Raw genomic sequence first — 22,521 nt, forward strand, 5'->3', positions numbered from 1 at the left:
TAGATGGGCTCTTGGAAAAGTCTTGGATCGTGTCCGGGGCGCCGCTCAGGGGGTGCGGGGCAGCAGCACCGTCGCCTCGACGGAGGAGGCGGGCACGGCCCCGTAGTCGCGTGAGTCCACGGACGGGTACCGGTTGTCGCCGAGCACGAAGAGGTGTCCCGCGGGGACCGTAACGGGCCCGAACCAGGTGGCGTCGATCCTGCTGTGGTCCACGAAGGGCTCGGGGACCGCCTTCCCGTCGACCACCAGCACGGCGTCCTCGATCGCCACGGTCTGGCCCCCCGCCGCCACGACCCGCTTCACCGTGGTGCGGCCGTCCTGCGGGTCCGCGAAGACCACCAGGGAGCCCGGGACGGCCCGCTGCTCCGGCGCGCCCGCCTTCAGCAGCAGGACCACCCCGCCCTCCGGCAGCGTGGGCTCCATGCTGTCGGAGCCGACGAGCAGGGGTTCGACCAGCCACAGCCGGCAGGCGAGGACCGCCGCGGCGCCCAGCAGCACCGCGGCGGTCGTCCGCCCCCGGGTCGGCGCAACGGTCACCGGCGATCCGGCTTCCCGCCGCCACCCTTGCCCCTGGCCGGCTTGGTCGGCGTCGGGCTCGGGGCCGGGCTGGAGGTGGGCGTCGGGCTCGCCGTGGGCGTCGGGCTCGCGGTGGGCGAGGGTGACGGCGAGGGCGAGGCGCTCTCGGTCGGGCTCGGCGAGGGGCTCGGGGAGGGGCTCGGATAGGGAGCGGGGGCGGAGCCGTCGTCCCACTGCGCCGGCGCGGCCGTCATCGGGTCCCAGGGGTCCGGGTCGTCCTCCCCCAGCCCCACCCGGAACTGGACCATCATGTCGTGGTCCTCATGGGAGAGGTTGTGGCAGTGGATCATGTACCGGCCCTTGTGGGGGCCGAACCTCATGAGCAGCCGGACGGTCTCGCCCTCGCCCACGTAGACGACGTCCTTGGGGCCGCGCTCGTAGTTGAACGCGGCCCGGCCGTTGCGGCTGAGGACCTGGAAGTCGATGAGGTGGATGTGCAACGGGTGGTACCAGCCGCCGGAGTTGTTCTCGAACTCCCAGATCTCCACCGCGTCGACGTCCACCTGTGCCGCGACCTTCTTGTAGCCGCTGGCCACCACCTCCTGCCACGTGACGTCGTTGATGGTCCACAGCCCGTTGGTGCGGTCCAGCTCGAAGTGCCGGGTACGCGTCGACTGGCCCGCCGTCAGCGCCATGACCTCGTTGTGCCCGTCCAGCTGCGCGGGGATCCGGTTCCAGGTGGGGTCGGAGGTGTCGACGGGCTCGTCGACGACGTCGAACGCCATGATCTGGTGGGTGTAGTCGTAGTCCACGTTGTTGTCGTTGGAGAGGTTGCGCAGCTCGACGCGCTGCCCGGTGCGGTACTTGCGGAAGTCGATGAGCAGCTCGTAGCGCTCCGCCCCGGCGTGCCGGTAGTTGTTCACGAACTGGGTGCTCGGCATCAGGCCGCCGTCCGTGGCGACGACCGCGATCGGGTCGCCCGTGCTCAGGGTGGGGCGCAGCGACCGGGAGATGCACGCGTTGAGCACCCGGAACCGGTAGACGCGCTTCTGCACCTGCATGACGGGCCAGGGGCGCCCGTTGACCAGGATGACGTCCCCCCACAGCCCGGAGTGGCTGTTGTCGTCGTAGCCGAGCGAGCCGTCCTCCGCGAACATCGCGTCCGAGACGGTGACGGCCACGTCGTAGCGGCCCTGGGGCAGGAGCTCCCGCTCCAGGGGGTCGTGCATGTGGTACTGCGCCGCGAGACCGGAGTACGCGTTGAGCGCCGTGTAGTGCACCCCGTGGTCGTGGTACCAGAGGGTCCGGGCCGGCTGGAAGTTCGGGTAGTAGTAGTCCTTGTAGAAGCCCGGGTTCGTGACGTCGTTGGCGTAGCCGTCGTACTGCGGCAGGGACGCGGACCCGTGCAGGTGCGTGGAGGTGGACAGGATGTGCCCGTCCAGGGGGTGCACGGACGGCAGCTGGTTGCGCACCCGCAGCACGGCCTTGGTCCCCCGGTCGATGCTGATCGTGGGCCCGGGGAAGATCCCGTTGTAGCCCAGGATGGGCGTGGTGAGGCCGACCCGGGGCAGGATCTGGGCCTGGGCCGCGCGCTCGGTCACCACGTAGTGGTGCACGGGCCGCCCGTCGGCCGGGTCCACGGACCGGGCGTGCGGCTGCAGCACCGGCGCCTGGACGAAGGGCGTGCGGAACGGCCGGGGCATGTCCGCGTCGCGGAGCTCGCTGGCGGACTTGGCCTCCACGGAGCGGGTGGGCACCGCGAGCGCGCCGGCCCCCAGCGCACCCAGTCCGCCGAGCAGCAGGACTTTTCTTCTCGAGACGGTCATCGGAGTACTCCTTCGAGCTGGCAGGACGACGACGGGCCGGATCCGCGCCCCGCGCTGCGCACCGCAGCGGCGGGGACGGCCGGCCGTGCCGCGGAGGTCGCGGCGGCTGGCACCCTGGGGGTCGTGCCGGGGGTCACCGGGGACCACCACCGCGGTGGTGGTCGGTCCCGAGGGACAGGCGTGCGCTGCGGGGGCCCTCGAGGGTCAGTTCGAGGGCCCGGTCCGGGACCTCGAAGAGGAGCTCGGTCCGCAGCACCCCGCCCTGGGCGAGTGCCTGGTCCTGGACGGAGGCGTGCAGGACGCGGGAGGACTCGCCGCCGAGACGCTCCACCTCCCAGTCGGCGGCATCGAAGTCGACGCCGCCGGACTCGAGCGCGGTGAGCTCGAGCAGGACCCGGACGCGGTGGGTGCCGTCCTCCGCGGTACCGTCCCCGGCGGCCGGCGCGCCGGGCTCCGGCTCCTCCGGCAGGACGCCGTTGACGCGGGCGAGGCCGCCGGGCACGGTGGCGACCGCGCCCAGCGGGGCGCCCGGCTCCTCGTCCTGGCCCAGCACCGCGCCGCCCAGCACCCCGAGCAGGCCGAGGAGGAAGACGGCGGGCACCACCCAGCGCCGGGAGCCGCGGCCCGCGGGGCGGGCCGGGGCGGGGGCGCCGGAGGTCGGAAGCGTGGCGGAAGTGGTCATGCCAGCACGATGAGGAGCCGACCTTGGAGAAAAGTTGCCGGCCGGCAGCCACGCCTCCGGGGCTGCCGGCCGGGTAGGACACACGGCGTCATGCATGACGTCCCCGGGTCCGGTGCCGCGCTGCTCCGGAGCCGGGCGCCGGCACCGACCCCCATTTTTGGGGGGTGCGAGACCCCCCGCAGGGGGCTGACCCGGAGGCGGGGAGACACCCCACACTGGAGTTCACTTTCGGGAAGGGGGACCCGTGGCAACGACAGGTGATGGTGGGGGAACGAGCGGACCGGGCGTGCGGCTGACCGTGCGCGTCCTGGGACCGCTGGAGGTGCGCCGGGGGGACCGCGTGCTGACGGCGCAGGAGCTCGGCGGCCCGAAGCAGCGGCAGATCCTGGAGATCCTGCTGCTGCAGCTGGGCACGCCGGTGTCCAAGGACCGGCTCGTCGAGCTCCTGTGGGGGGACCGGCCGCCCGCCGCCGCCCTGCAGAACCTCGAGAGCTATGTCAGCGTGCTGCGCCGCGGGCTGCAGCCCGGAGCGGGCCGGAAGGGACCGCTGCGGACCGCCAACGGCGGGTACGTCATGGACGCCGAGGCTGTGGACCTGGACCTCCGCCGGTTCGAGCGGGCGGTGGAGCGCGCCGGTCACTGCCGCCCGCACGAGGCCTACGCCCTGTGGTGCGAGGCGCTCGAGCGGGCGTCGGCGCCGCTGCTCGAGAACGAGCTGCGGTGCGAGTGGGCGGAGCGACAGCGCGAGGTGCACGCCGCGCGCGTGCTCGAGGCCCGGGTCTCGGCCGCCGAGTGCGCCCTCGGGCTGGGGCTCCACCACGAGGCCGTGCGGCACGCGCGGGCCGCGCTCGTGGAGGACGTGCTCCAGGAGCGGGCGTGGACGGTGCTGGTCCTGGGGCTGGAGGGCTCGGGCCGCCCCGTGGAGGGCCTGCAGGCCTACGAGCAGTGCCGGCGGACCCTGGCCCGCGAGCTGGGCTGCGCCCCGGCCACGGCGCTGCAGGACTCGTACGCCCGCATGCTGCGGGCCACGGCCGAGACGAGCGGCGAGCTCGGCCAGGTCCTGACGGCCCTGCTGGTGCTCCACGGCCAGCTCGGCGACGCGGACTGGATGCCCGGCACCCGCGCCCCCCTCGCCCGGCAGGAGGCGGCCTCCGTGCTCCAGGCCTTCCTGGGCCGATCCGTGGGCGCGGCCGCGTGAGCGACCCGGCCCGGCGGGCGCACGCCCCGCGGTGCCGCAGGGCGTCCTCCCTGGTCACCCCCCGAAGTGGGTACAGTCCCCGGCTTGCCCCCCGTTATTTGCGATCGCCATACTACCGATACGTAGTAGGGGGATTGCCGGGGGGCTGGTCCGGGATGGGCACTGAGAGCGGAGACGGGCGCGCCGCGCGCACCTCGATCCTCGTGGTCGACGACCACACCACGTTCGCCGAGCTGCTGACCGGCGCCCTGAGCCAGGAACCGGACCTGCACAGCGTCGGCGTCGCCTCGGACGTCGAGTCCAGCGTGCGCCTGTGCGCGGCGCTGCGGCCCGACGTGGTGGTCATGGACTACCACCTCGCCGGCGGCAACGGCGTGACGGCCTCCGCCCGCATCCTGCAGGACCGCCCCGGGACCCGGATCGTCATGCTCACCGGGGACCCCACCCAGCACGTGCTGGAGGCGGCGGCGGCCACCGGGATCTGCGCCTTCCTGCCGAAGGACGGCTCGCTGGCCACCCTGCTCGAGACGATCCGCAGCGCCCGCTGCGGCACGATGGCGGTCCACCCGTCCCTGCTCGCCGCCACGGAGCCCGGCCGCCGTCCGGGCGCCGGGGCGCCGGCCCTCACCCGGCGCGAGCTGCAGGTCCTGCACCTCATGGCCCAGGGGCACAGCGTGTGCGCGAACGCCCGGCTGCTCGACATCACCCCGAACACGTGCCGCGGCTACGTGAAGACGATCCTGTCCAAGCTGGGGGCCCACTCCCAGCTGGAGGCGGTCGCGGTCGCCTCCCGGCTCGGCCTGCTGACGGCTCAGCCATGAGGCGCCTGCTCACGCGCGCGGACCGCGCCTCGCCCGAGGCCGCCGCCCTGCTCGCCGACTGGCCGGTCACGCCGCCGCCGCCGGCGACCGACCGCTCCGAGGTGCGCTCGGCGGTGCGGAGGTTCCTGCTCGCAGGGCTCGTGGTGCTGCTCGCCGCCGTGCTCCCCGTGACGTGGTGGGTCCGGGCCGTCGCCGAGGAGCACGCCGTGGAGCACGTCCTGCACATCACCGAACGACTGGCCAACTACGCCGTGGCGCCCCTGATCACCGACGAGCTGCTCACAGGCGACGCCGCCGCCACCGCCCAGCTGGACGTCCGGCTGCAGCCCTGGCTCAACGACGGGACCATCCGCCGGATCAAGATCTGGGACACGTCCGGCACGGTCGTCTACTCCGACGAGCACGAGCTCATCGGGCAGAACTACGGCCCTCCTTCCTGGGAGGACGACCTCGTCTCCCGGGGCGAGGGCGTCGCCACCGTGGAGCAGCAGCAGGAGGCGGAGAACGCGCACGAGTCCGGCGCCGGGCAGCTCGTCGAGGTCTACGTGGGGTTCGTCCCCGCCGGCGGTGAGCAGCTGGTCTTCGAGGCGTACTACGACGACTCGATCGTGCGGGACGAGCAGCGCTCCGTGCTGATGGGCATGGCCCCGGCCCTGCTGCTGATCCTGGTCCTGTTCCAGCTGGCGCAGCTGGCCCCCGCCGTGGGCCTCGCCCGCCGGCTCCAGGCCCACCGCTCGGCGCGCGCGCAGCTGCTCCAGCACGCCGTGGACGCCGCCGAGCTGGAACGGGTGCGGGTGGCCCGGGACCTGCACGACGACGTGATCCAGGAGCTGGCCGGGCTGTCCTACTCCCTGGAGGCCCAGGAGATGACGGCGGCCGTCCCGGAGCAGCGCAGCGCCCTCGGGCGGTCCCGGTCGATCCTGCAGGGCAGCCTGCGGACCCTGCGCGGGATCACCACCGCCCTGTACTCCCCGGACCTGCTGACCCTCGGGCTGCCCAAGGCCCTGGCCCGCCTCGCGGACCCGCTGGCCCAGCGGGGGGTCGACACCTCCGTGCAGATCGGGCCCACCGTGTTCCTCACGCCCGAGCAGGAGGGGATGTTCCTGAAGGTGGCGCGGGAGGCGTTCGCCAACATCTCGAAGCACGCCCACGCGTCCACGGTCCGGCTGCTGCTCGACGTCCGGCCCGGGGCCACGGTCATGTCGATCACCGACGACGGCACGGGCTTCGACGACTCCCTCGGTTCGCCGGAGGGCCACCTGGGGCTGCGCATCATGCGGGACATCGCCGACGCCGCCGGCGCCGACCTCGAGCTCAGCTCGCGGCCCGGAGTGGGGACCACGGTGCTGGTCACCCTCCCCCACGACGCGGTCACGCGCCGGTTCTGAGCGCCCGGCCCCCGCACGGAGCCGGCGGCCGCGGGAGCGGGTCTACGCGGTGGCGGTCTCGGGCAGGTCGGCGGTCATGTCCTCGACGTAGCGGCGCACCTCGGTGCCGAACAGCTCGATGCTGCGGCTCATCCGGGCGTGGTCCAGGGTGCCCACGGCGTACTTGAGGTCGAAGCGGGAGGCGCCCAGGGCCGTCGAGGACCGCACGATCTTGCGGGCGACCGTCTCCGGCGAGCCCACGAAGTAGGCGCCCTCGGGCCCGCACATCGCGTCGAACTCCGTCCGGGTCAGCCGGCCCCAGCCGCGCTCCCTGCCGATCCGGGCGTGCGTGTAGGCCTGGTGCGGGAAGAACTCCTCGCGGGCCTGCTCGTCGGTCTCCGCCACGTAGCCCGGGGAGTGGAAGGCCACCGGCTGCGGCTCCTGGCCGAAGTGCTCGAGGGCCTGGCGGTAGTAGTCGGCGAAGGGCGCGAAGGCGGCCGGGCTGCCGCCGATGATCGCGAAGATCACGGGCAGCCCGTAGTGGGCGGCGCGCACCACCGAGTTGGGCGAGCCGCCCACGGCGATCCAGGTGCGCAGCGCGCCCGCCTCGGTCTTGGGGTACACCTCCAGGCCCTGGATCGGCGCGCGCAGACGGCCCTCCCAGTCGATCCTGCCCTCGGTGCGGAGCCGGGCGAACAGCTGCAGCTTCTCCTCGAACAGCGCCTCGTACTCGTCCAGCGGGTAGCCGAACAGGGGGAAGGACTCGGTGAAGGAACCCCGGCCCAGGATGACGTCGGCGCGGCCGGAGGAGAGGGCGTCCACGGTGGCGAAGCGCTGGTAGACCCGCACCGGGTCGTCCGAGCTGAGCACCGTCACCGCGGAGCCCAGGCGGATCCGCTCCGTGACGGTGGCGATGCCGGCGAGCACCGTCTCGGGCGAGGAGACCGCGAAGTCCTCGCGGTGGTGCTCCCCGACGCCGAAGAAGTCCAGGCCCACCCGGTCGGCCAGCACGGCCTCGGCCACGACGTTGCGGATCACCTGCGCGCCGCTGAGCAGCTCCCCGTCCGGCCCGGGGTAGAGGTCGCCGAAGGTGTTGAGGCCGAGCTGGATGGTCATGCGGAGCTCCTCGTTCCCGATTTTGTGGATGCATCCATAAAAGTCGCCGGAGGGCGTCCTTATTCCGCGGGACCGCGGGGGCCGACGTGGCGGGCGGGGCCGGGGGCTCAGCGGGTGAGCCACTCCCACGCGGTGTGCTTCTCGGGGCCGGGGACCCCGCTGACGATCCACGCGATGTCGTCGGTGGAGAGCGGGAACGGCGGGGCCCCCTCCTGGTCGGCGGGCTCGAGCTCGTCCACGTGCTCGAGGCTCCACAGCTCCGCGAACACCAGGGTGGGGCCGCGCAGGTCCACGAGCCGCTCGCGGACCTCCTCCGCGAGCTCGTCCAGGTGGTCCTGCAGGAAACCGGTGAGCTCCGCCGCGAACCCGTCCGTCCCCGCCTCCGCGGGGTCGATCTCCCACGTCCGCCGCACGACCGTGAGGACCTCCTCCTCGGCCAGGGGAGCCCCGTCCCGGCGCGGGTCGGGCGCCCCGGCCGGGACCGGCTCGCCGGCGGCGACGGCCAGGAAGCGCTCCTGGAGGACGAACAGCGCGGCCACGGTCAGCAGGTCGCGCACCCGCCGGCCGGCCGGGGCGTCGCCGTCGGCCGGTCCGGGGGCCGCCGCCTCGAGGGCCTCCCAGGCGTGGCGCACCCACGCCCGGGTCCGGTCGGGTTCGCCCGAGCGGACGGTCGAGGGGCGGATCGAGGACGGGCGCCAGCCGGCCGTCGCCGCCCGCCACCGGTCGTCCAGGGCGGGGTCCCCCGGCACCACGGGCTCGGAGGTGCCGGGACGGTCGGCGGGCGGGTGGCTGAACACGGTGCGGCTCCTGGCTGGGTCGGTACGGAGTGGGGCGGTCCGGATCCAGCGTAGGGCCTGCCCGCGGCGGCCCCGGGCCCCGTCCGGTGCGGACGGGGCCCGGGGCGTCACCGGCGGCGCGGGGTCACCGGTCGGGGTGGACCACCATCGCGGAGCCGCCGTAGCCGCGCTCGGTCTCGGCCACCGCCTCGAAGCGGTTGCCGTCGAGGAACCGGATGGCGGAGGCGTTGCCGATCCAGCGGCGCGGGGGCGGGACCAGCCGGTGCCCCAGCCCGCTCAGCTGCCGGCCGACCTCGGACTCGGCCAGGCCGAGGTCGACCTCCTCGGCCCCGTTGCGCGAGCTCAGCCGCGGCGCGGCCACGGCGTCGACCAGCTCGAGGTCCCGGTCGATGTGCCCGGTGAGGATCTGCGCCACCGTGGTGATGATCGTGGCGCCGCCGGGAGTGCCCACCGACATCCACGGCTCCCCGTCCTCGAGCACGATCGTGGGGCTCATCGAGGAGCGGGGCCGCTTGCCCGGACCGGGCAGGTTCGGGTCCGGCACGCCCTCGGTGACGGGCACGAAGTTGAAGTCGGTGAGCTCGTTGTTGAGCAGGAACCCGTGGTCCGGGACCGTGATCCCGGACCCGCCGGTCTGCTCGATGGTGAGGGTGTAGGCGACCACGTTGCCCCACCGGTCGGCCACGTTGAGGTGGGTGGTGGACACCCCGCCGGCGGGCTGGGGCTGGCGCGCCCCGGACGTCCCGCACGCGGCGTAGTCGCCGTCGGGCTCCCCGAAGGGGATCGGCCGCTCCTGGGCCGCGGCGGGGTCGAAGAGGCAGGAGCGCTCGTCGGCGAACTCCTGGCTCAGCAGCTCGTCCACGGGCACCCCCTCGACGTCCCCGATCCAGCGGTTGCGGTCGGCGAAGGCGGTCGCCGTGGCCTCCGAGAAGCGGTGCAGGTACTGGCTCTCGGAGACCTCGGAGAGCCCGGTCCCGGTGCGCTCGTCGTAGGCCTCGAGCAGGTTGAGGGTCTCGGCCACCGTGATGCCGCCGGAGCTGGGCAGGCCCATGCCGTAGACCTCCAGGCCCCGGTACTCGGTGGAGACCGGGTCCTTGAGCAGGGCCTCGTAGGCGCCGACGTCCTCGAGGGTCAGCTCCCCGGGCAGCACCTCCACGCCCTCGGCGGTGGTCGGCTCGCGGCTCTCGTCGACGAGCGCCCTGCCGATCTCCCCCTCGTAGAAGACGTCGGTGCCCTCGTGCCGAATGGTGCGGTAGGTGCGGGCGAGGTCGGGGTTGCGGAACACGGTGCCGACCGCGGGCGCCTCGCCGTCGCGCAGGAACAGCCCGGCGGTCTCGGGGAACGTCGCGAAGCGCTCGGCGTTCTGCGCCGTCTGCTCGTGGAAGTTCTCGTCCACCGCGAAGCCGCGGGCGGCGATCCGCTCCGCGGGGCGCAGCAGGTCGTGCAGGTCCATGGTGCCGAACTCCTCGGCCGCGACCTCCCACGTGGCCAGGGTGCCGGGCACGCCCACGGACTTCCCGGAGCTGACCACGGTGGCGAAGTCCAGGGGCTCGCCGTCCTCGCCCAGGAACTCGTCCTCCGTGAACGTGGCCGGGGCGGTCTCGCGCCCGTCGATGGTGCGGACCTCGCCGGTCTCCGCGCTGTAGTGGACGAAGAACCCGCCGCCGCCGATGCCCGCGGAGTACGGCTCGGTGACGCCCAGGGTCGCGGCCGCGGCCACGGCGGCGTCCGCGGCGGTGCCGCCCCGCTCGAGCACGTCGATGCCCACCTGGCTCGCGAGGGGGTCCACCGAGGAGACCGCGCCGCCGCCGCCGGTCATGACAGGGACCTTGGGCAGCTCGGCGGTGACGGGCGAGCCCCGGCCGCCGTGCCGCCCGTCGTCGTGCGCGACGGCCGCGGAGCCGCCGAGAACGGTGCCGGAGACGCCGAGCGCTCCGGCCAGACCCAGTGCGAGGTACCTCAGGGATGCGCGCATGGGAACATGCTGGCACCGCCGTGCCGCCCCCACCAGGGATCACACCGACATGTCGGCCGGCGGCGCCGGAGCGCCCAGACCCTGCGAGGACGCGATCAGCCGGTGCACCACCGTCTCGGCGTCCGTCGAGGGGTTGCCGAAGCGGTGCATCGTGACCGAGACGGCCTGCTCCGCGAGCAGGGGGAGCATCTCCACGCGGGAGGCGCCGACCACGGGTCCGGTGATCAGCGCGACCTCGGGCCGTTCCGCGAGCGCCTCGGCGAGCCCGGGCGCGGTGCCCACCACCCGGATCCGCCCGGCCCCGCTCGGGTCGGTCCAGTCGGCGGCGACCCGGGCGAAGGCCTCGTCCGAGCAGGGGTCCAGCACGGCGCGGAACAGCTCCTGCACCTCGGCGGGGACCTCCCCCGCCGGGGCGAGGACGGCGTGCGCGCCGGAGCGCAGCGCGGCGAGGCCGACCCGGATCACGTCCGTGCGGGGGGCGTCCTCGGCCGCGCGCACGACGACGTCCCGCGGGCGGTAGCGGAACAGGTTGGCCTCGCTCGCCAGGCCGGTGGGGTCGTGGGCCCGGCCGAACTCGCGCTCCCACCACTGCTGGTCCTGCTCGGCGCAGGCCGTCAGCCAGGCGGCGTCCGCCTCGGGCACCAGGGGCCGGAGCGCCGCGAGGTGGTGGGCGACGGCCTCGGAGAGCTCCGCGGCGGGCTCCTCGTCCCGGTCCTCCCGGAACGGCGCCTTCTGCCACGAGCCGAGCTGGACCAGGTAGTTCGGCCCGCCGGCCTTGGCGCCCAGGCCCACCGAGGACCTCTTCCAGCCGCCGAAGGGCTGGCGCTGGACGATGGCCCCGGTGATGCCGCGGTTGACGTAGAGGTTGCCCGCCTCCACGAGCTCCACCCACGTGCTGACCTCCTCCGGGTCCAGGGAGTGCAGCCCGGCGGTCAGCCCATACTCGACCGCGTTCTGCAGCTCGAGGGCCTCCTGCAGGTCCGCGGCCTCCATCAGGCCCAGGACCGGGCCGAAGCACTCGGTGCGGTGGAAGAAGGACCCCGGTGCCACCCCCGTCCTGATCCCGGGCCGCCACAGCCGCCCGGTGTCGTCGAGCTGCCGGGGCTCGAGCAGCCACTGCTCCCCCGGCTCGAGGGTCGTCAGGGCGCGGTGCAGCTTGTCGCCGGGCTCGGAGATGACCGGGCCCACGGACGCCTGCAGGTTCTGCGGCCAGTCCACGACCATCGAGGACGCGGCGTCGAGCAGCTGCCGGCGGAACCGCTCGGACCGCGCCACGCTGCCCACGAGGATGCCGAGGGAGGCCGCCGAGCACTTCTGCCCGGCGTGGCCGAACGCGCTGGTCACCAGGTCCCACACGGCGCGGTCCCGGTCGGCGCTGGGGGTGATGACGAGGGCGTTCTTGCCCGAGGTCTCCGCGGTCATGGCCCGCCCGGAGCGCCAGGACTGGAAGAGCCGCGCCGTCTCGTAGGCGCCGGTGAGCACGATGCGGTCCACCCCGGGGTGGGAGACGAGGGCCTGTCCCACCTCGCCCTCGACGGAGTCGACGAGCTGGAGCACGTCCCGCGGCACGCCGGCCTCCCACAGCGCCTCGACCACGGCGGTCGAGCAGCGCCTGACCTCGGGGGCGGGCTTGTGCAGCACCGCGGCGCCGGCCGCGAGGGCCGCGACCGTGGAGCCGGTGGGGATCGCCAGCGGGAAGTTCCACGGCGGGGTGACGAGCACCAGCCGGTCCGGGACGAACCGGGCCCCGTCCACGGTCTCGAGCTCGAGGGCTCGGCGGGAGTACCAGCGGCAGAAGTCGACGGCCTCCGAGACCTCCGGGTCCGACTGGCCCAGGGTCTTGCCCGCCTCCGCGCCGGCCACGGCCAGCAGGTGCCCCCGGCGGGCGGCCAGGACGTCGGCGGCCCGGTTGAGGATCTCCGCGCGCTCGCGGGCGCCGCGGGCGTGCCACCCCTCGGCGGCGTCCCGGCCCGTGCGCACGAGCCGCTCCACGTCCTCGGCGGCCACCGGATCCGGCACGGGCAGGGCCTCGTACCACCGCCGGTCCTCGATCCGGGCCCCGATCTCCTGCGCCCACCGCTGGTTGGCGGGGACGGAGACGTCGGTGTCCGGCTCGTTGCGGAAGGGCTCGTCCAGCGGCAGGGGCGCGGACCCGGCCCCGGGCGCGGTGCGGTCCTGGCCGCGGGCGGGGACCGGGACGGAGTGCTCCTGCGGGTCGAGCCCCTCGAGGGCGGCGCGGAACCGCTGCTCCTCCCGGGCGAAGATCTCGTTGTCCGGGGCCAGCTCGAAGATCCCCGACATGAAGTTCTCGTGCGAGGCGTTCTCCTCGAGCCGGCGCACGAGGTAGGACACGGCCACGTCGAACTCGGCCGGTCGCACGGCGGGAACGTAGAGCAGCAGCTGCCCCACGTCGGCGCTCACGGCCCTGGCCTGCTCGACCGCCATGCCCTGGAGCATCTCGAACTCGATCCGCTCCGTCACGCCGCGGCGCCCGGCGAGCAGGTGGGCGAAGGCGATGTCGAAGAGGTTGTGCCCGGCGACCCCCAGCCGCATTCCCGTCATCCGCCCGGGCACGAACAGCCAGTCGAGGACCCGCTTGTAGTTGGTGTCGGTCTCCTGCTTGCTGCTCCAGGTGGCCAGGGGCCAGCCGTGCAGCTCGGCGTCCACGCGCTCCATGGGCAGGTTCGCGCCCTTCACGAGCCGGACCTTGATCCCGGCGCCCCCCGCCTCGACCCGTGCGGCGGACCACACCGAGAGCCGCTGGACCACCGACAGCGCGTCCGGCAGATAGGCCTGGACCACGATCCCCGCCTCGAGGCCCCGCAGCTCCGGGTGCTCCAGGAGGCGGGTGAACACCTCGGTGGTCAGGTGCAGGTCGGAGTAGACCTCCATGTCCAGGTTGATGAACTTGCTGCCGGCGGGGGCCTGGGCGGCCGCCCGGTAGACGGGCAGCAGCCGCTCGACGACCTTCGCCACGGTCCCCTCGAAGCCCCAGTGGGACAGCTGCGGGACCACGGAGGAGACCTTGACGGACACGTAGTCGACGTCGTCCCGGTCCAGCAGCGCGGCGGCGTCGGCGAGGTGCTTGTCCGCCTCCTCCGTCCCGAGGACCTCCTCGCCCAGCAGGTTGATGTTCAGGCGGTGGCCCTGGGCCGTGAGCTTCTTCACCGCCTGCCCGAACGCCCGGGGGCGGGCGTCCACGATCATGTGCCCCACGAGCTGGCGGAGCCGGGTCCGGGCGGCCGGCACGACCACCTGGGGGGCCCGGCCCGAGAGGGCGGCGCCGAGCCGGATCTGCGCGCGGTCCGCGGCCGGCATGGTGCGGGGCACGATCTCGGCGAGCGCGTGCAGGGCCCGGCCGGCGGCCCGCACGTCCTCGGTGCGCACCACCCGGTCCACGAAGCCCACCGTGAACTCCAGGCCGTGGGGGTCCTGGAGCACGGTGGCGAGCCGGTCCGCGGCGCCGTCGCGGTGCCGGCGGCCGGCCGCGGCACGCTCGAGCCACTCGCGGACCAGGGCCACGGCGTCGTCGGCCAGGGCGCGGGAGTCGGGGACGGACGGGGCGTCGGCGGTCATGGCGGCACTCTCCTGAGGGCTCCGCCCGGCAACGGTGCCGGGGCACTCCCCCGGCCACCGGCCGCGTCCACCGGGCGTCACGATGGCCGGTGGCTCCACGCTACGGCCGCAGCGGCCGGGGCGGAAGGGCCCTATCCGCCGGCCCGGTGCAGGATGTCCGTGGCGAGCCGGCCCAGGACCGCCTTGTGCGGCGCCAGCATCGCGTACCAGTAGGCGCGGCCCGGCGCGCCCGCCGGGCGGAACACCGTGCTCTGGCGGTAGACGAGCGTCCCGTCCGGTCCCGGCTCCAGGCAGATGTCCAGCCACGCGTCGCCCGGCATCCGCACGAGGGACCGCAGCCGCAGCCGCCGCGGCGGCTCGAGGGTCTCGACCGTCCACCAGTCCAGGCGCTCCCCCACCGCGAGGTGGTCAGGGTCCTCGCGGTGGCGCAGCCGCCCCGGGGGCAGGCCCAGGCGGTTGGCGGCGGCACGGGCGGCCCACAGCCGGTCGGTGCTGTACCAGCCGCGCTCGCCGCCGATGCCCTCGACGACCGCCCACACCGCGTCCCGGTCCGCCGTGGTCGTGCGCTCCACGGTGTCGACGTAGAAGCCCCGCGTCTGTGCCATGCCCCTATCCAAGCACGCGCCCCGGGCCGGGACGAGAGCACGGGCGGGGACCGGCCGCCACGGCCCCGGACCGGGCCGGAGACCGGGATCCCGGTCCGGGCCGGTCCGGGCCGGAGACCGGGGGCCCGGTCCGGGGCAGGCCGGCGGTCAGGCCGGGAGGACCCCGAACCGCGTGAGGTGCGCCGTCAGGCCCTCGGTGGTCTCCAGCCCGGCCAGCTCCTCGGGGGCGACCCAGCGCACGGCGTCGGCGTCGTCGCCGGGGCGCAGGGTCCCGCCGAGGTAGGTCGCCGCGATGTCGTGCACCTCGTACACGAGCCCGGCACCGCCCGGAATGCGGACCGTTCCGAGCTCCCGCCCGGCGCGCACGCGGACTCCGGTCTCCTCGAGGACCTCCCGGACCGCCGCCTGCGCCGGTGTCTCGCCGGGCTCCAGCTTCCCGCCCGGCACGCTCCAGCGCCCGCGCTGGGGCTCCCGCCCCCGGCGGACCAGCAGGAGCCGGCCGTCCCCCCGGACGACCACGGCGGCGGCGGCCTGGACGATGCGCATGCCCCGACCCTAGCGGGGACCGCACCGGGCGGCCCGGCCCCGTCCGGTCGGCCGCGAGTAGAGTGCGAGTGCCGCACGGCACACCGCCGACCCACCGGAAGGGCCACCCGTGACCGATCCAGTCCTGTCCCGCCTGCACGACCCCGCCCGGAAGGGTTTCGCGAGCGACAACCACGCGGGCGTCCACCCCGAGGTGCTCCAGGCCCTCGCGACCGCCAACGGCGGCCACGTGGGCGCCTACGGCGCGGACCCGTACACCGAGGCGCTGCAGGACGTGACCCGCCGGCACTTCGGGGAGCAGGCCGTCTGCCACCCCCTGTTCAACGGGACGGGCGCGAACGTGGTGGCGCTCGCGGCGATGACCGACCGCTGGGACGCGGTGATCTGCACGGCCACCGCGCACGCCCACGTGGACGAGTGCGGGGCTCCCGAGAAGGTCGCGGGCGTGAAGCTGCTGGCCGTGCCCACGCCGGACGGGAAGCTCACCCCGGAGCTCGTCGACCGGGAGGCGCACGGCTTCGGCGTGGAGCACCACGCCCAGCCGCGCGTCGTCACCGTCACCCAGTCCACGGAGCTGGGCACCGTCTACACCCCCGAGGAGCTGCGCGCGGTCTGTGAGCACGCGCACGGCCTGGGCCTGACGGTGCACCTGGACGGCGCCCGGCTCGCCAACGCCGCCGCGGCCCTGGACGTCCCGCTGCGCGCACTGACCACCGACGCCGGCGTGGACGTCGTCTCCTGGGGCGGGACCAAGAACGGGCTGATGGGCGCGGAGGCCGTCGTGGTGCTCACCCCGGAGGCCGTGCGGCAGCCCCGGTTCGTGCGCAAGCTCTCGACCCAGCTGGCCTCGAAGATGCGCTTCGTGTCCGCGCAGCTGCTGGCCCTGCACACCGGGGACCTGTGGCTCGAGGCGGCCCGGCGGGCCAACGCCATGGCCCGGCGGCTGGCGGCCGGGGTCGCGGAGGTTCCCGGGACCCGGGTCACGCAGGCGCCGGAGGCCAACGCGGTCTTCGCGGTGCTCCCGGCCGGGACCACCGCCCGGCTGCAGGAGCGCTGGCCGTTCTACGTGTGGGACCCCGCCTCCGGGGAGGTCCGCCTGATGTGCTCGTGGGACACCACCGAGGCGGACGTGGACGGGTTCGTGGCCGCGCTCCGGGAGGACGTGGCGCTCGCCGCCCGCTGACCCCGGAGGATGGAGACCCGTCGAAGCGGACCCGGACCCCCAGAAGCCCGCCGAGTGACCACGAGAACGCCGAGTGACCACGAGATGACGTGGTCACTCGGCGTTCCCGGGGTCACTCGGCGGAGACGGGCGGAGACGGGCCGCGGCGGGCAGCCGCCAGGCCGCACCGGCCCGGCGGCCCGGCGGCCGGCGGCGGGCCGCGGCGGGCGGCGGCGGGCGGCGGCGGGTCACACCGGGGTGACGTAGGCCCCCGAGATGCCTCCGTCCACCAGGAACGTGGCGGCGTTGACGAACGAGGCGTCGTCGCTGGCCAGGAACGCCACCGCCGCGGCGATCTCCTCCGGCTCCGCGAACCGCCCGGCCGGCACGTGCACGAGCCGGCGCTGGGCCTGCTCCGGGTCCGCAGCGAACAGCTCCTGCAGCAGCGGCGTGTTGACGGGACCGGGGCACAGGGCGTTGACCCGGATCCCCTCCCGGGCGAACTGCACGCCCAGCTCCCGGCTCATCGACAGCACCCCGCCCTTCGAGGCGCTGTAGGAGATCTGGGAGGTCGCCGCGCCCATCACGGCCACGAAGGACGCGGTGTTGACGATGGAGCCCCGGCCCTGCTCCCGCATGTACGGGATCGCGTGCTTGCAGCAGTGGAAGACGCTGGTGAGGTTGACCTCCTGCACCCTCCGCCACGCGTCGATACCGGTGTCCAGGATCGAGGCGTCGTCGGTCGGGTTGATCCCCGCGTTGTTGAACGCGATGTCCACCGATCCGTAGGCCTCGTGGGTGGCCGCGTAGAGCGCGATCACGTCGGCCTCGTCCGCCACGTCGGTGCGCACGAACAGTCCCCCGACCTCCTCGGCGGCAGCCTCCCCGGCCGCGGGGTTCAGATCGGCGACGACGACGTGCGCGCCCTCGGCGGCGAGCCGGCGGGCCGCGGCGAGACCGATGCCGCTGGCCCCTCCGGTGATGACTGCGCTGCGGCCGACCAGGCGGCGGGCGTTGACCTCCATGGGTCCTCCTTCGGTGGGGGTTGCCCCGGGACGGGACGGGACGGGACGGGACGGGACGGGACGGGACGGGACGGGTCGGGTCGGGACGGGACGGGACGGCGGGGCGCCAGGGCGTGGGCGCGCCGGCCGGGCGGTCGCCCGGGCTGTCAGCAGAGGCGGTCAGTCGTCGGCGAGGAACACGTTCTTGGTCTCGGTGAACGCCTCGGGGGCGTCCGGGCCGAGCTCCCGGCCGAACCCGGACTGCTTGAAGCCGCCGAACGGCGTCCAGTACCGCACCGAGGCGTGGGAGTTGACGGAGAGGTTCCCGGCGTCGACGGCGCGGGAGACCCGCAGCGCGCGCCCGACGTCCCGGGTCCAGATCGACCCGGAGAGCCCGTACTCCGTGTCGTTGGCGATCCGGACGGCGTCCGCCTCGTCCTCGAAGGGCACCACGGCGAGCACGGGGCCGAAGATCTCCTCCCGGAACACCCGGGAGTCCGGGGACGGGGTGAGCACGGTCGGCGGGAACCACCAGCCGGGGCCCTCGGGGGCGGTGCCGCGGAAGGCGACCGGGGCGTCGTCGTCGAGGAAGGACGCCACGGAGTCCCGGTGCGCGGCGGAGACCAGGGGGCCCATCTGCGTGTCCTCGCGCCACGGGTCCCCGCACGCGAAGTCCCGCACGGCCGGTTCGAGGAGCTCCAGGAACCGCTCGAGCACCGGGCGCTGGACGAGCACGCGGGAGCGGGCACAGCAGTCCTGTCCGGCGTTGTCCAGCGCCCCGGCGGGGGCGCTCGCGGCGGCCCGCTCCAGGTCGGCGTCCGCGAAGACGATGTTGGAGTTCTTCCCGCCCAGCTCCAGGGTCACGCGCTTGACCTGCTCCGCGCAGCCGGCCATGATCCGCCGGCCCACGTCGGTGGAGCCCGTGAACACGACCTTGCGCACGTCCGGGTGGGTCACGAAGCGCTCCCCCACCACCGAGCCCTTGCCGGGCAGCACCGTGAGCACGCCCTCGGGCAGGCCCGCCTCGAGCGCGAGCTCCCCCAGCCGGATCGCCGTGAGGGGGGTGAGCTCGGCCGGCTTGAGCACCACGGTGTTCCCGGCGGCCAGGGCAGGGGCGAAGCCCCAGGCCGCGATGGGCATGGGGAAGTTCCAGGGCACGATCACGCCCACCACGCCCAGGGGCTCGTGGAAGGTGAGGTTGACCCCGCCGGGGGCGGGGATCTGCCGCCCGGAGAGCCGCTCGGGCGCCCCGGAGTAGTAGGTCAGCACGTCCCGGACGTTGCCCGCCTCCCAGCGGGCGTTGCCGATGGTGTGCCCGGCGTTGCGGACCTCCAGGGCCGCGAGGTGCTCGAGGTCGGCGTCCACGGCGTCGGCGAAGCGGCGCAGCAGCCGGGCGCGGTCGGCGGGGGCGACCGTCCGCCAGGTCTCGAAGGCCCGCCGGGCCCGTCCGATCGCCGCGTCCGTCTGCTCCAGGGACGTCAGCTCGACGGTGCCGACGACCTCCTCCGTGGCGGGGTCGATGATCTGCGTGGTGGTCATGGGATGCGGGTGTCCTCTCGCTGTGGTGCGTGGCCGGCCGGGCCGGTGTGCTCCTGCCCGGCGCGGCGCCGTGCGTGCTCGTGCGCCACGCGCACGAAGCCCTCGAAGAGGCGGGCGTCCTTCCGGTTCTCCTCGGGGTGGAACTGCACGCCGAGCGTCCACGCGCCGCCGACGGTCTCGACGGCCTCGACCGTCCCGTCCTCGGCGCGCGCGGTCACGACCAGCCCCTCGGCCACCCGGTCCAGGGCCTGGTGGTGGTAGCACGGGGACCACGCGGACTCGCCCAGCAGCTCGCGGCAGCGGCTGCCCGGCGCGGTGGTGAACGCGACCTCCCCGTACCGGCCCGGCTCCGGCTGGTACTGCGCGGCGTTCTCGTTGACGTCCGGCAGGTGCTGGATCAGGGTGCCGCCGAGCGCCACGTTGAGGATCTGGGCGCCGCGGCAGACGGCGAACAGGGGCACCCCCTGCTCGAGGGCCGCCCGGGTCAGGGCGAGGTCGTGCTCGTCGCGCGAGGGCTGGGACGAGGTCAGCTCGTGCCGCTCGGCGCCGTAGAAGCGCGGGTCCACGTCCACCCCGCCGATGACGACCAGCCCGTCCACGAGCCCGAGCACCCCCGGGTCCGTGCCCACCGGGGGCAGCAGCAGCGGTGTGCCCCCGGCCGCGGCGACCGCCTCCACGTAGGCGCCCGGGACGATCGCGGCCACGGAGTTCCAGACCCCCCAGGACCCCTCCTGGTAGTAGGTGGTCAGGGCGATCCGCGGCCGGTACCCGGGGCGGTCCGGGTCAGAGGCGCTCGAAGCCACGGCGCAGCTCCCAGTCGGTGACGGCGGCCTCGAACGCCGCCAGCTCCACGTCGGCGTAGTGCACGTAGTGCTCCACGACGTCCTCGCCGAACAGCTCCCGGGCCAGCTGCGAGCCCGCCAGCAGGTCCCGGGCCTCGCGCATGGTCGAGGGCACCACGGGGGCGTCGGACTCGTAGGCGTTGCCCTCGGTCATCGGCTCGAGCTCGAGCTCCTGCTCGATGCCGTGCAGCCCGGAGGCCAGCATCGCGGCGAGCGCCAGGTACGGGTTCACGTCCCCGCCCGGGAGCCGGTTCTCCATCCGGGCGGACTGCCCGCTGCCCACGAGGCGCACGGCGCACGAGCGGTTGTCGACGCCCCAGGCCACGGAGGTGGGGGCGAAGCTGCCCTCGACGAAGCGCTTGTAGGAGTTGATGGTGGGGGCGTAGAACAGCGTGAACTCGCGCATGGTCCGCAGGACCCCGGCGATGAAGTGCTCGTAGGTGCGGGACCGGGCGTCCCGCTCGCGGTCCCAGAAGACCAGTTCGCCCTCGGGCCCGCGCAGGGACATGTGGATGTGGCAGGAGCTGCCCTCGCGCTCGTTGGGCTTGGCCATGAAGGTGACCGACTTGCCCTGCTGGTGGGCGATCTGCTTCGAGGCGAGCTTGTAGACCACGTGGTTGTCCGCGGTGACCATGCCCTCGTCGTAGCGGAACGCGATCTCGTGCTGGCCGAGGTTGCACTCGCCCTTCGCGGACTCCACGGTCAGCCCGGCCGCGTACATGGCGTTGCGGATCTCCCGCAGCAGCGGCTCGACCCGCTGGGAGCCCAGCACGGAGTAGTCCACGTTGTACCGGTTGGCCGGCACCAGGTTGCGGTAGCCGGCGTCCCAGGCGTCCTCGTAGCTGGTGTCGTAGACGCAGAACTCCAGCTCGGTGCCGGTGACCATGGTGAAGCCCAGGTCCCGGGCGCGGTCGAGCTGGCGGCGCAGCATGGACCGCGGGGACATGGGGATCGGCTGCCCGCCGTGGCCCGTGAGGTCGCACTGGATGAGGACCTGGCCGGGGTTGTGCGGCATCAGCCGGATGGTGTCCAGATCCATGGCGAACTCCATGTCCCCGTAGCCCGAGGACCAGCTGCTGATCGAGTAGCCGCCCACGGTGTTCATCTCCGTGTCCACGGCCAGCAGGTAGTTGCAGCCCTCGGCACCCTCCTCGAGCACCGAGTCCAGGAAGAACTGTGCGTGGTTGAGCTTGCCCTGCAGCCGTCCCTGCATGTCGGTGAAGGCCAGCACCACGGTGTCCACGCGCCCGTCGGCGACGTGCTGCTTGAGCTGCTCCACGGTGAGCATCCGGTCGTTGCGCGGGTGGCGGGGAGTCTCGGTCATCGGTCCGTCCTTCGTCGCTGAGGTCGCTGCGGTGGCTGCGGTCGTTGCGGTGGCTGCGGTCGTTGCAGTGGTTGCGGTCGCTGAGGTCGTGGGGGTGCGGGCGGGCGGCTCAGTGCAGGTCCGCCTCGGCGGTGCGGATCTGCGCGAACTCCTCCTCGGGGGCGTGTCCCACGAGGCGGTGGCGGCTGTAGAACCAGTAGTAGGCGAGGAAGACGACGAACACGAGGGCGGTGATGGAGGCGGCGAGCACGTCGACCAGGAACGTGGCGACCACGGCCACGAGCGCCAGCACCAGGGCGATGCCGGTGGTGACCACACCGCCCGGGGTGCGGTAGCCGCGCGGGAGGTCCGGCTCGCGCATCCGCAGCACGATGTGGGAGAGGTTCAGCAGCACGTAGGACACGGTGGCGCCGAAGACCGCGATGTTGATGAGCAGCCCGCCGTCGCCGGTCACGGCCGCGAGCACGAAGCCGACGGTGCCGGGCACGATGAGGGCGACCCACGGGGTCTTGCGCTTGCCGGTCAGGGAGAGCCAGCGGGGCAGGTACCCGGCCCGGGAGAGGGCGAAGAGCTGCCGGGAGTAGGCGAACATGATGGAGAAGAAGCTCGCGACCAGGCCGGCCAGGCCCGCGTAGTTCACGATGTTCGCCATGACGCTGTCCGCGCCGGCCACCGTGCGGATGGCCTCCGGCAGCGGGTTGTCCGAGGTGCTCATGGCCTCCGAGCCCGCGGCCCCGGGGACGAGCACGAGCATCAGCGCCCCGGAGACCAGCAGGAAGCCCATGGCCACGATGATCCCGCGGGGCATGTCCCGGCGGGGGTCCGCCGTCTCCTCGGCGGCCAGCGGCACGCCCTCGATCGCCAGGAAGAACCAGATCCCGTAGACCAGGGCCGCCATCGCCCCCGCGTACCCCATGGGCAGGAAGGCGCTCGCCCCGGCGGCGTCGTTCGGGACGATGTCGAAGAGGTTCGCGGCGTCGAAGTGCGGCACGAGCGCGACGACGGTCACCGCCAGCGCGAGCACCGCGACCACGGTGATCCCGAACATCAGCTTGAGCGCCTCGCCCACGCCGTACATGTGGATGCCCATGAACACCAGGTAGGTCACGAGGTACACGGGCCAGGAGTTGGTGATCCCGAACAGGCCCAGCGCCTCGATGTAGCCGCCGATGAACGTGGCGATCGCCGCCGGGGCCACGGCGTACTCGATCAGCACGGCCATGCCGGTGGCGAAGCCGCCGAGCGGGCCGAGCGCGCGGCGGGCGAAGCCGTAGCCGGCCCCCGCCGTGGGCAGGGTGGAGGAGAGCTCGGCGAGACCGAACACCATGCAGGTGTACATGAGGCCCATGAGCACGAAGGCGATGAGCAGGCCGCCCCACCCGCCCTCGGAGAGGCCGATGTTCCAGCCGGAGAAGTCCCCGGAGATGACGTAGGCGATGCCCAGGCCCGCGAGCAGCACCCAGCCGGCGGCCCCGGAGCGGAGCTGGCGGTGCTGGAAGTACTCGTCGGAGCGGGCGGGCGGTGCTGGGGAGTCGGACATGGGACGATCCCTCCGGGTTCCACAAAGGTCTGAAAACAGACGTATGGCGCGAGTGGTCACAGTCTGTGGGGTGCCCCGGGCTCCG

At 74.0% G+C, this 22,521-nt stretch carries 18 protein-coding genes; 4 read left to right on the plus strand and 14 right to left on the minus strand.

Annotated features, from left to right (window positions below):
• Positions 1-45 precede the first annotated feature (45 nt).
• From lepB to QYM41_RS01940, 3 genes are all read right to left on the minus strand, one after another.
• Positions 46-537 carry a signal peptidase I gene (gene lepB, locus QYM41_RS01930; protein ID WP_368798041.1) on the minus strand — a complete coding sequence of 164 codons (492 nt, stop codon included), beginning with the start codon at positions 535-537 and terminating at the stop codon, positions 46-48.
• Positions 534-2,342, minus strand: a complete 1,809-nt coding sequence (locus QYM41_RS01935; RefSeq protein WP_368798042.1) for a multicopper oxidase family protein — start codon at positions 2,340-2,342, stop codon at positions 534-536. Before QYM41_RS01935 ends, lepB begins: the two co-directional genes overlap by 4 nt.
• A 133-nt stretch (positions 2,343-2,475) precedes the next feature.
• Positions 2,476-3,024, minus strand: coding sequence for a hypothetical protein (locus tag QYM41_RS01940; RefSeq protein ID WP_368798043.1), 549 nt, complete (start codon positions 3,022-3,024; stop codon positions 2,476-2,478).
• A 244-nt stretch (positions 3,025-3,268) separates the two neighbouring features.
• Between QYM41_RS01940 and QYM41_RS01945 the strand changes: the two genes are divergently transcribed.
• From QYM41_RS01945 to QYM41_RS01955, 3 genes are all read left to right on the plus strand, one after another.
• Entirely contained in the window at positions 3,269-4,222 is a 954-nt protein-coding gene (locus QYM41_RS01945; RefSeq protein WP_368798044.1) for an AfsR/SARP family transcriptional regulator, read from the plus strand.
• A gap of 155 nt (positions 4,223-4,377) precedes the next feature.
• Complete coding sequence (locus QYM41_RS01950) at positions 4,378-5,043, plus strand: response regulator (RefSeq protein ID WP_368798045.1); 666 nt, start codon at positions 4,378-4,380, stop codon at positions 5,041-5,043.
• Positions 5,040-6,431: a sensor histidine kinase gene (locus tag QYM41_RS01955; protein ID WP_368798046.1), complete on the plus strand. Its 1,392-nt coding sequence runs from the start codon at positions 5,040-5,042 to the stop codon at positions 6,429-6,431. Before QYM41_RS01950 ends, QYM41_RS01955 begins: the two co-directional genes overlap by 4 nt.
• 42 nt (positions 6,432-6,473) lie before the next feature.
• On the opposite strand, the gene QYM41_RS01960 is transcribed toward QYM41_RS01955, so the two are convergent.
• From QYM41_RS01960 to QYM41_RS01985, 6 genes are all read right to left on the minus strand, one after another.
• Entirely contained in the window at positions 6,474-7,526 is a 1,053-nt protein-coding gene (locus QYM41_RS01960) for an LLM class flavin-dependent oxidoreductase (RefSeq protein ID WP_368798047.1), read from the minus strand.
• A gap of 107 nt (positions 7,527-7,633) precedes the next feature.
• Entirely contained in the window at positions 7,634-8,323 is a 690-nt protein-coding gene (locus QYM41_RS01965; RefSeq protein ID WP_368798048.1) for a hypothetical protein, read from the minus strand.
• A gap of 124 nt (positions 8,324-8,447) precedes the next feature.
• A complete protein-coding gene (ggt, locus tag QYM41_RS01970; protein WP_368798049.1) occupies positions 8,448-10,298 on the minus strand; it encodes a gamma-glutamyltransferase in 1,851 nt (616 codons plus the stop codon).
• Between the two features lie 39 nt (positions 10,299-10,337).
• Positions 10,338-13,874 carry a proline dehydrogenase family protein gene (locus QYM41_RS01975; RefSeq protein ID WP_368798050.1) on the minus strand — a complete coding sequence of 1,179 codons (3,537 nt, stop codon included), beginning with the start codon at positions 13,872-13,874 and terminating at the stop codon, positions 10,338-10,340.
• Between the two features lie 131 nt (positions 13,875-14,005).
• A complete protein-coding gene (locus QYM41_RS01980; protein ID WP_368798051.1) occupies positions 14,006-14,479 on the minus strand; it encodes a DUF2867 domain-containing protein in 474 nt (157 codons plus the stop codon).
• A gap of 147 nt (positions 14,480-14,626) precedes the next feature.
• Positions 14,627-15,025: an NUDIX hydrolase gene (locus QYM41_RS01985; RefSeq protein WP_368798052.1), complete on the minus strand. Its 399-nt coding sequence runs from the start codon at positions 15,023-15,025 to the stop codon at positions 14,627-14,629.
• Positions 15,026-15,134: 109 nt separating this feature from the next.
• On the opposite strand from QYM41_RS01985, the gene QYM41_RS01990 reads away from it, so the two are divergent.
• On the plus strand, positions 15,135-16,208 hold the full coding sequence (locus tag QYM41_RS01990) for a threonine aldolase family protein (RefSeq protein ID WP_368798053.1): 1,074 nt from the start codon (positions 15,135-15,137) through the stop codon (positions 16,206-16,208).
• 227 nt (positions 16,209-16,435) lie between these two features.
• Here QYM41_RS01990 and QYM41_RS01995 read toward each other — a convergent pair whose 3' ends face one another.
• From QYM41_RS01995 to eat, 5 genes are all read right to left on the minus strand, one after another.
• Positions 16,436-17,212 carry a 3-oxoacyl-ACP reductase gene (locus QYM41_RS01995; protein ID WP_368798054.1) on the minus strand — a complete coding sequence of 259 codons (777 nt, stop codon included), beginning with the start codon at positions 17,210-17,212 and terminating at the stop codon, positions 16,436-16,438.
• Positions 17,213-17,371: 159 nt separating this feature from the next.
• Positions 17,372-18,730 carry an aldehyde dehydrogenase family protein gene (locus tag QYM41_RS02000; protein WP_368798055.1) on the minus strand — a complete coding sequence of 453 codons (1,359 nt, stop codon included), beginning with the start codon at positions 18,728-18,730 and terminating at the stop codon, positions 17,372-17,374.
• A complete protein-coding gene (locus QYM41_RS02005) occupies positions 18,727-19,533 on the minus strand; it encodes a gamma-glutamyl-gamma-aminobutyrate hydrolase family protein (RefSeq protein ID WP_368798056.1) in 807 nt (268 codons plus the stop codon). The genes QYM41_RS02000 and QYM41_RS02005 overlap by 4 nt, the downstream gene beginning before the upstream one ends.
• Positions 19,514-20,896: a glutamine synthetase family protein gene (locus QYM41_RS02010; RefSeq protein ID WP_368798057.1), complete on the minus strand. Its 1,383-nt coding sequence runs from the start codon at positions 20,894-20,896 to the stop codon at positions 19,514-19,516. The genes QYM41_RS02005 and QYM41_RS02010 overlap by 20 nt, the downstream gene beginning before the upstream one ends.
• A 109-nt stretch (positions 20,897-21,005) precedes the next feature.
• Entirely contained in the window at positions 21,006-22,436 is a 1,431-nt protein-coding gene (gene eat / locus QYM41_RS02015) for an ethanolamine permease (protein ID WP_368798058.1), read from the minus strand.
• Positions 22,437-22,521 lie beyond the last annotated feature (85 nt).

It is taken from the genome of Kocuria oxytropis, from assembly GCF_040981195.1.
In the GTDB taxonomy this organism is placed as follows: domain Bacteria; phylum Actinomycetota; class Actinomycetes; order Actinomycetales; family Micrococcaceae; genus Kocuria; species Kocuria oxytropis.

Excerpts from the sequence above, each read along its gene's own strand:
- QYM41_RS01935 (WP_368798042.1), bottom strand. The coding sequence starts at position 2,342 with ATGACCGTCTCGAGAAGAAAAGTCCTGCTGCTCGGCGGACTGGGTGCG.
- QYM41_RS01940 (WP_368798043.1), bottom strand. The coding sequence starts at position 3,024 with ATGACCACTTCCGCCACGCTTCCGACCTCCGGCGCCCCCGCCCCGGCC.
- QYM41_RS01950 (WP_368798045.1), top strand. The coding sequence starts at position 4,378 with ATGGGCACTGAGAGCGGAGACGGGCGCGCCGCGCGCACCTCGATCCTC.
- QYM41_RS01955 (WP_368798046.1), top strand. The coding sequence starts at position 5,040 with ATGAGGCGCCTGCTCACGCGCGCGGACCGCGCCTCGCCCGAGGCCGCC.
- QYM41_RS01960 (WP_368798047.1), bottom strand. The coding sequence starts at position 7,526 with ATGACCATCCAGCTCGGCCTCAACACCTTCGGCGACCTCTACCCCGGG.
- ggt (WP_368798049.1), bottom strand. The coding sequence starts at position 10,298 with ATGCGCGCATCCCTGAGGTACCTCGCACTGGGTCTGGCCGGAGCGCTC.
- QYM41_RS01975 (WP_368798050.1), bottom strand. The coding sequence starts at position 13,874 with ATGACCGCCGACGCCCCGTCCGTCCCCGACTCCCGCGCCCTGGCCGAC.
- QYM41_RS01980 (WP_368798051.1), bottom strand. The coding sequence starts at position 14,479 with ATGGCACAGACGCGGGGCTTCTACGTCGACACCGTGGAGCGCACGACC.
- QYM41_RS01985 (WP_368798052.1), bottom strand. The coding sequence starts at position 15,025 with ATGCGCATCGTCCAGGCCGCCGCCGCCGTGGTCGTCCGGGGGGACGGC.
- QYM41_RS01995 (WP_368798054.1), bottom strand. The coding sequence starts at position 17,212 with ATGGAGGTCAACGCCCGCCGCCTGGTCGGCCGCAGCGCAGTCATCACC.
- QYM41_RS02000 (WP_368798055.1), bottom strand. The coding sequence starts at position 18,730 with ATGACCACCACGCAGATCATCGACCCCGCCACGGAGGAGGTCGTCGGC.
- QYM41_RS02010 (WP_368798057.1), bottom strand. The coding sequence starts at position 20,896 with ATGACCGAGACTCCCCGCCACCCGCGCAACGACCGGATGCTCACCGTG.
- eat (WP_368798058.1), bottom strand. The coding sequence starts at position 22,436 with ATGTCCGACTCCCCAGCACCGCCCGCCCGCTCCGACGAGTACTTCCAG.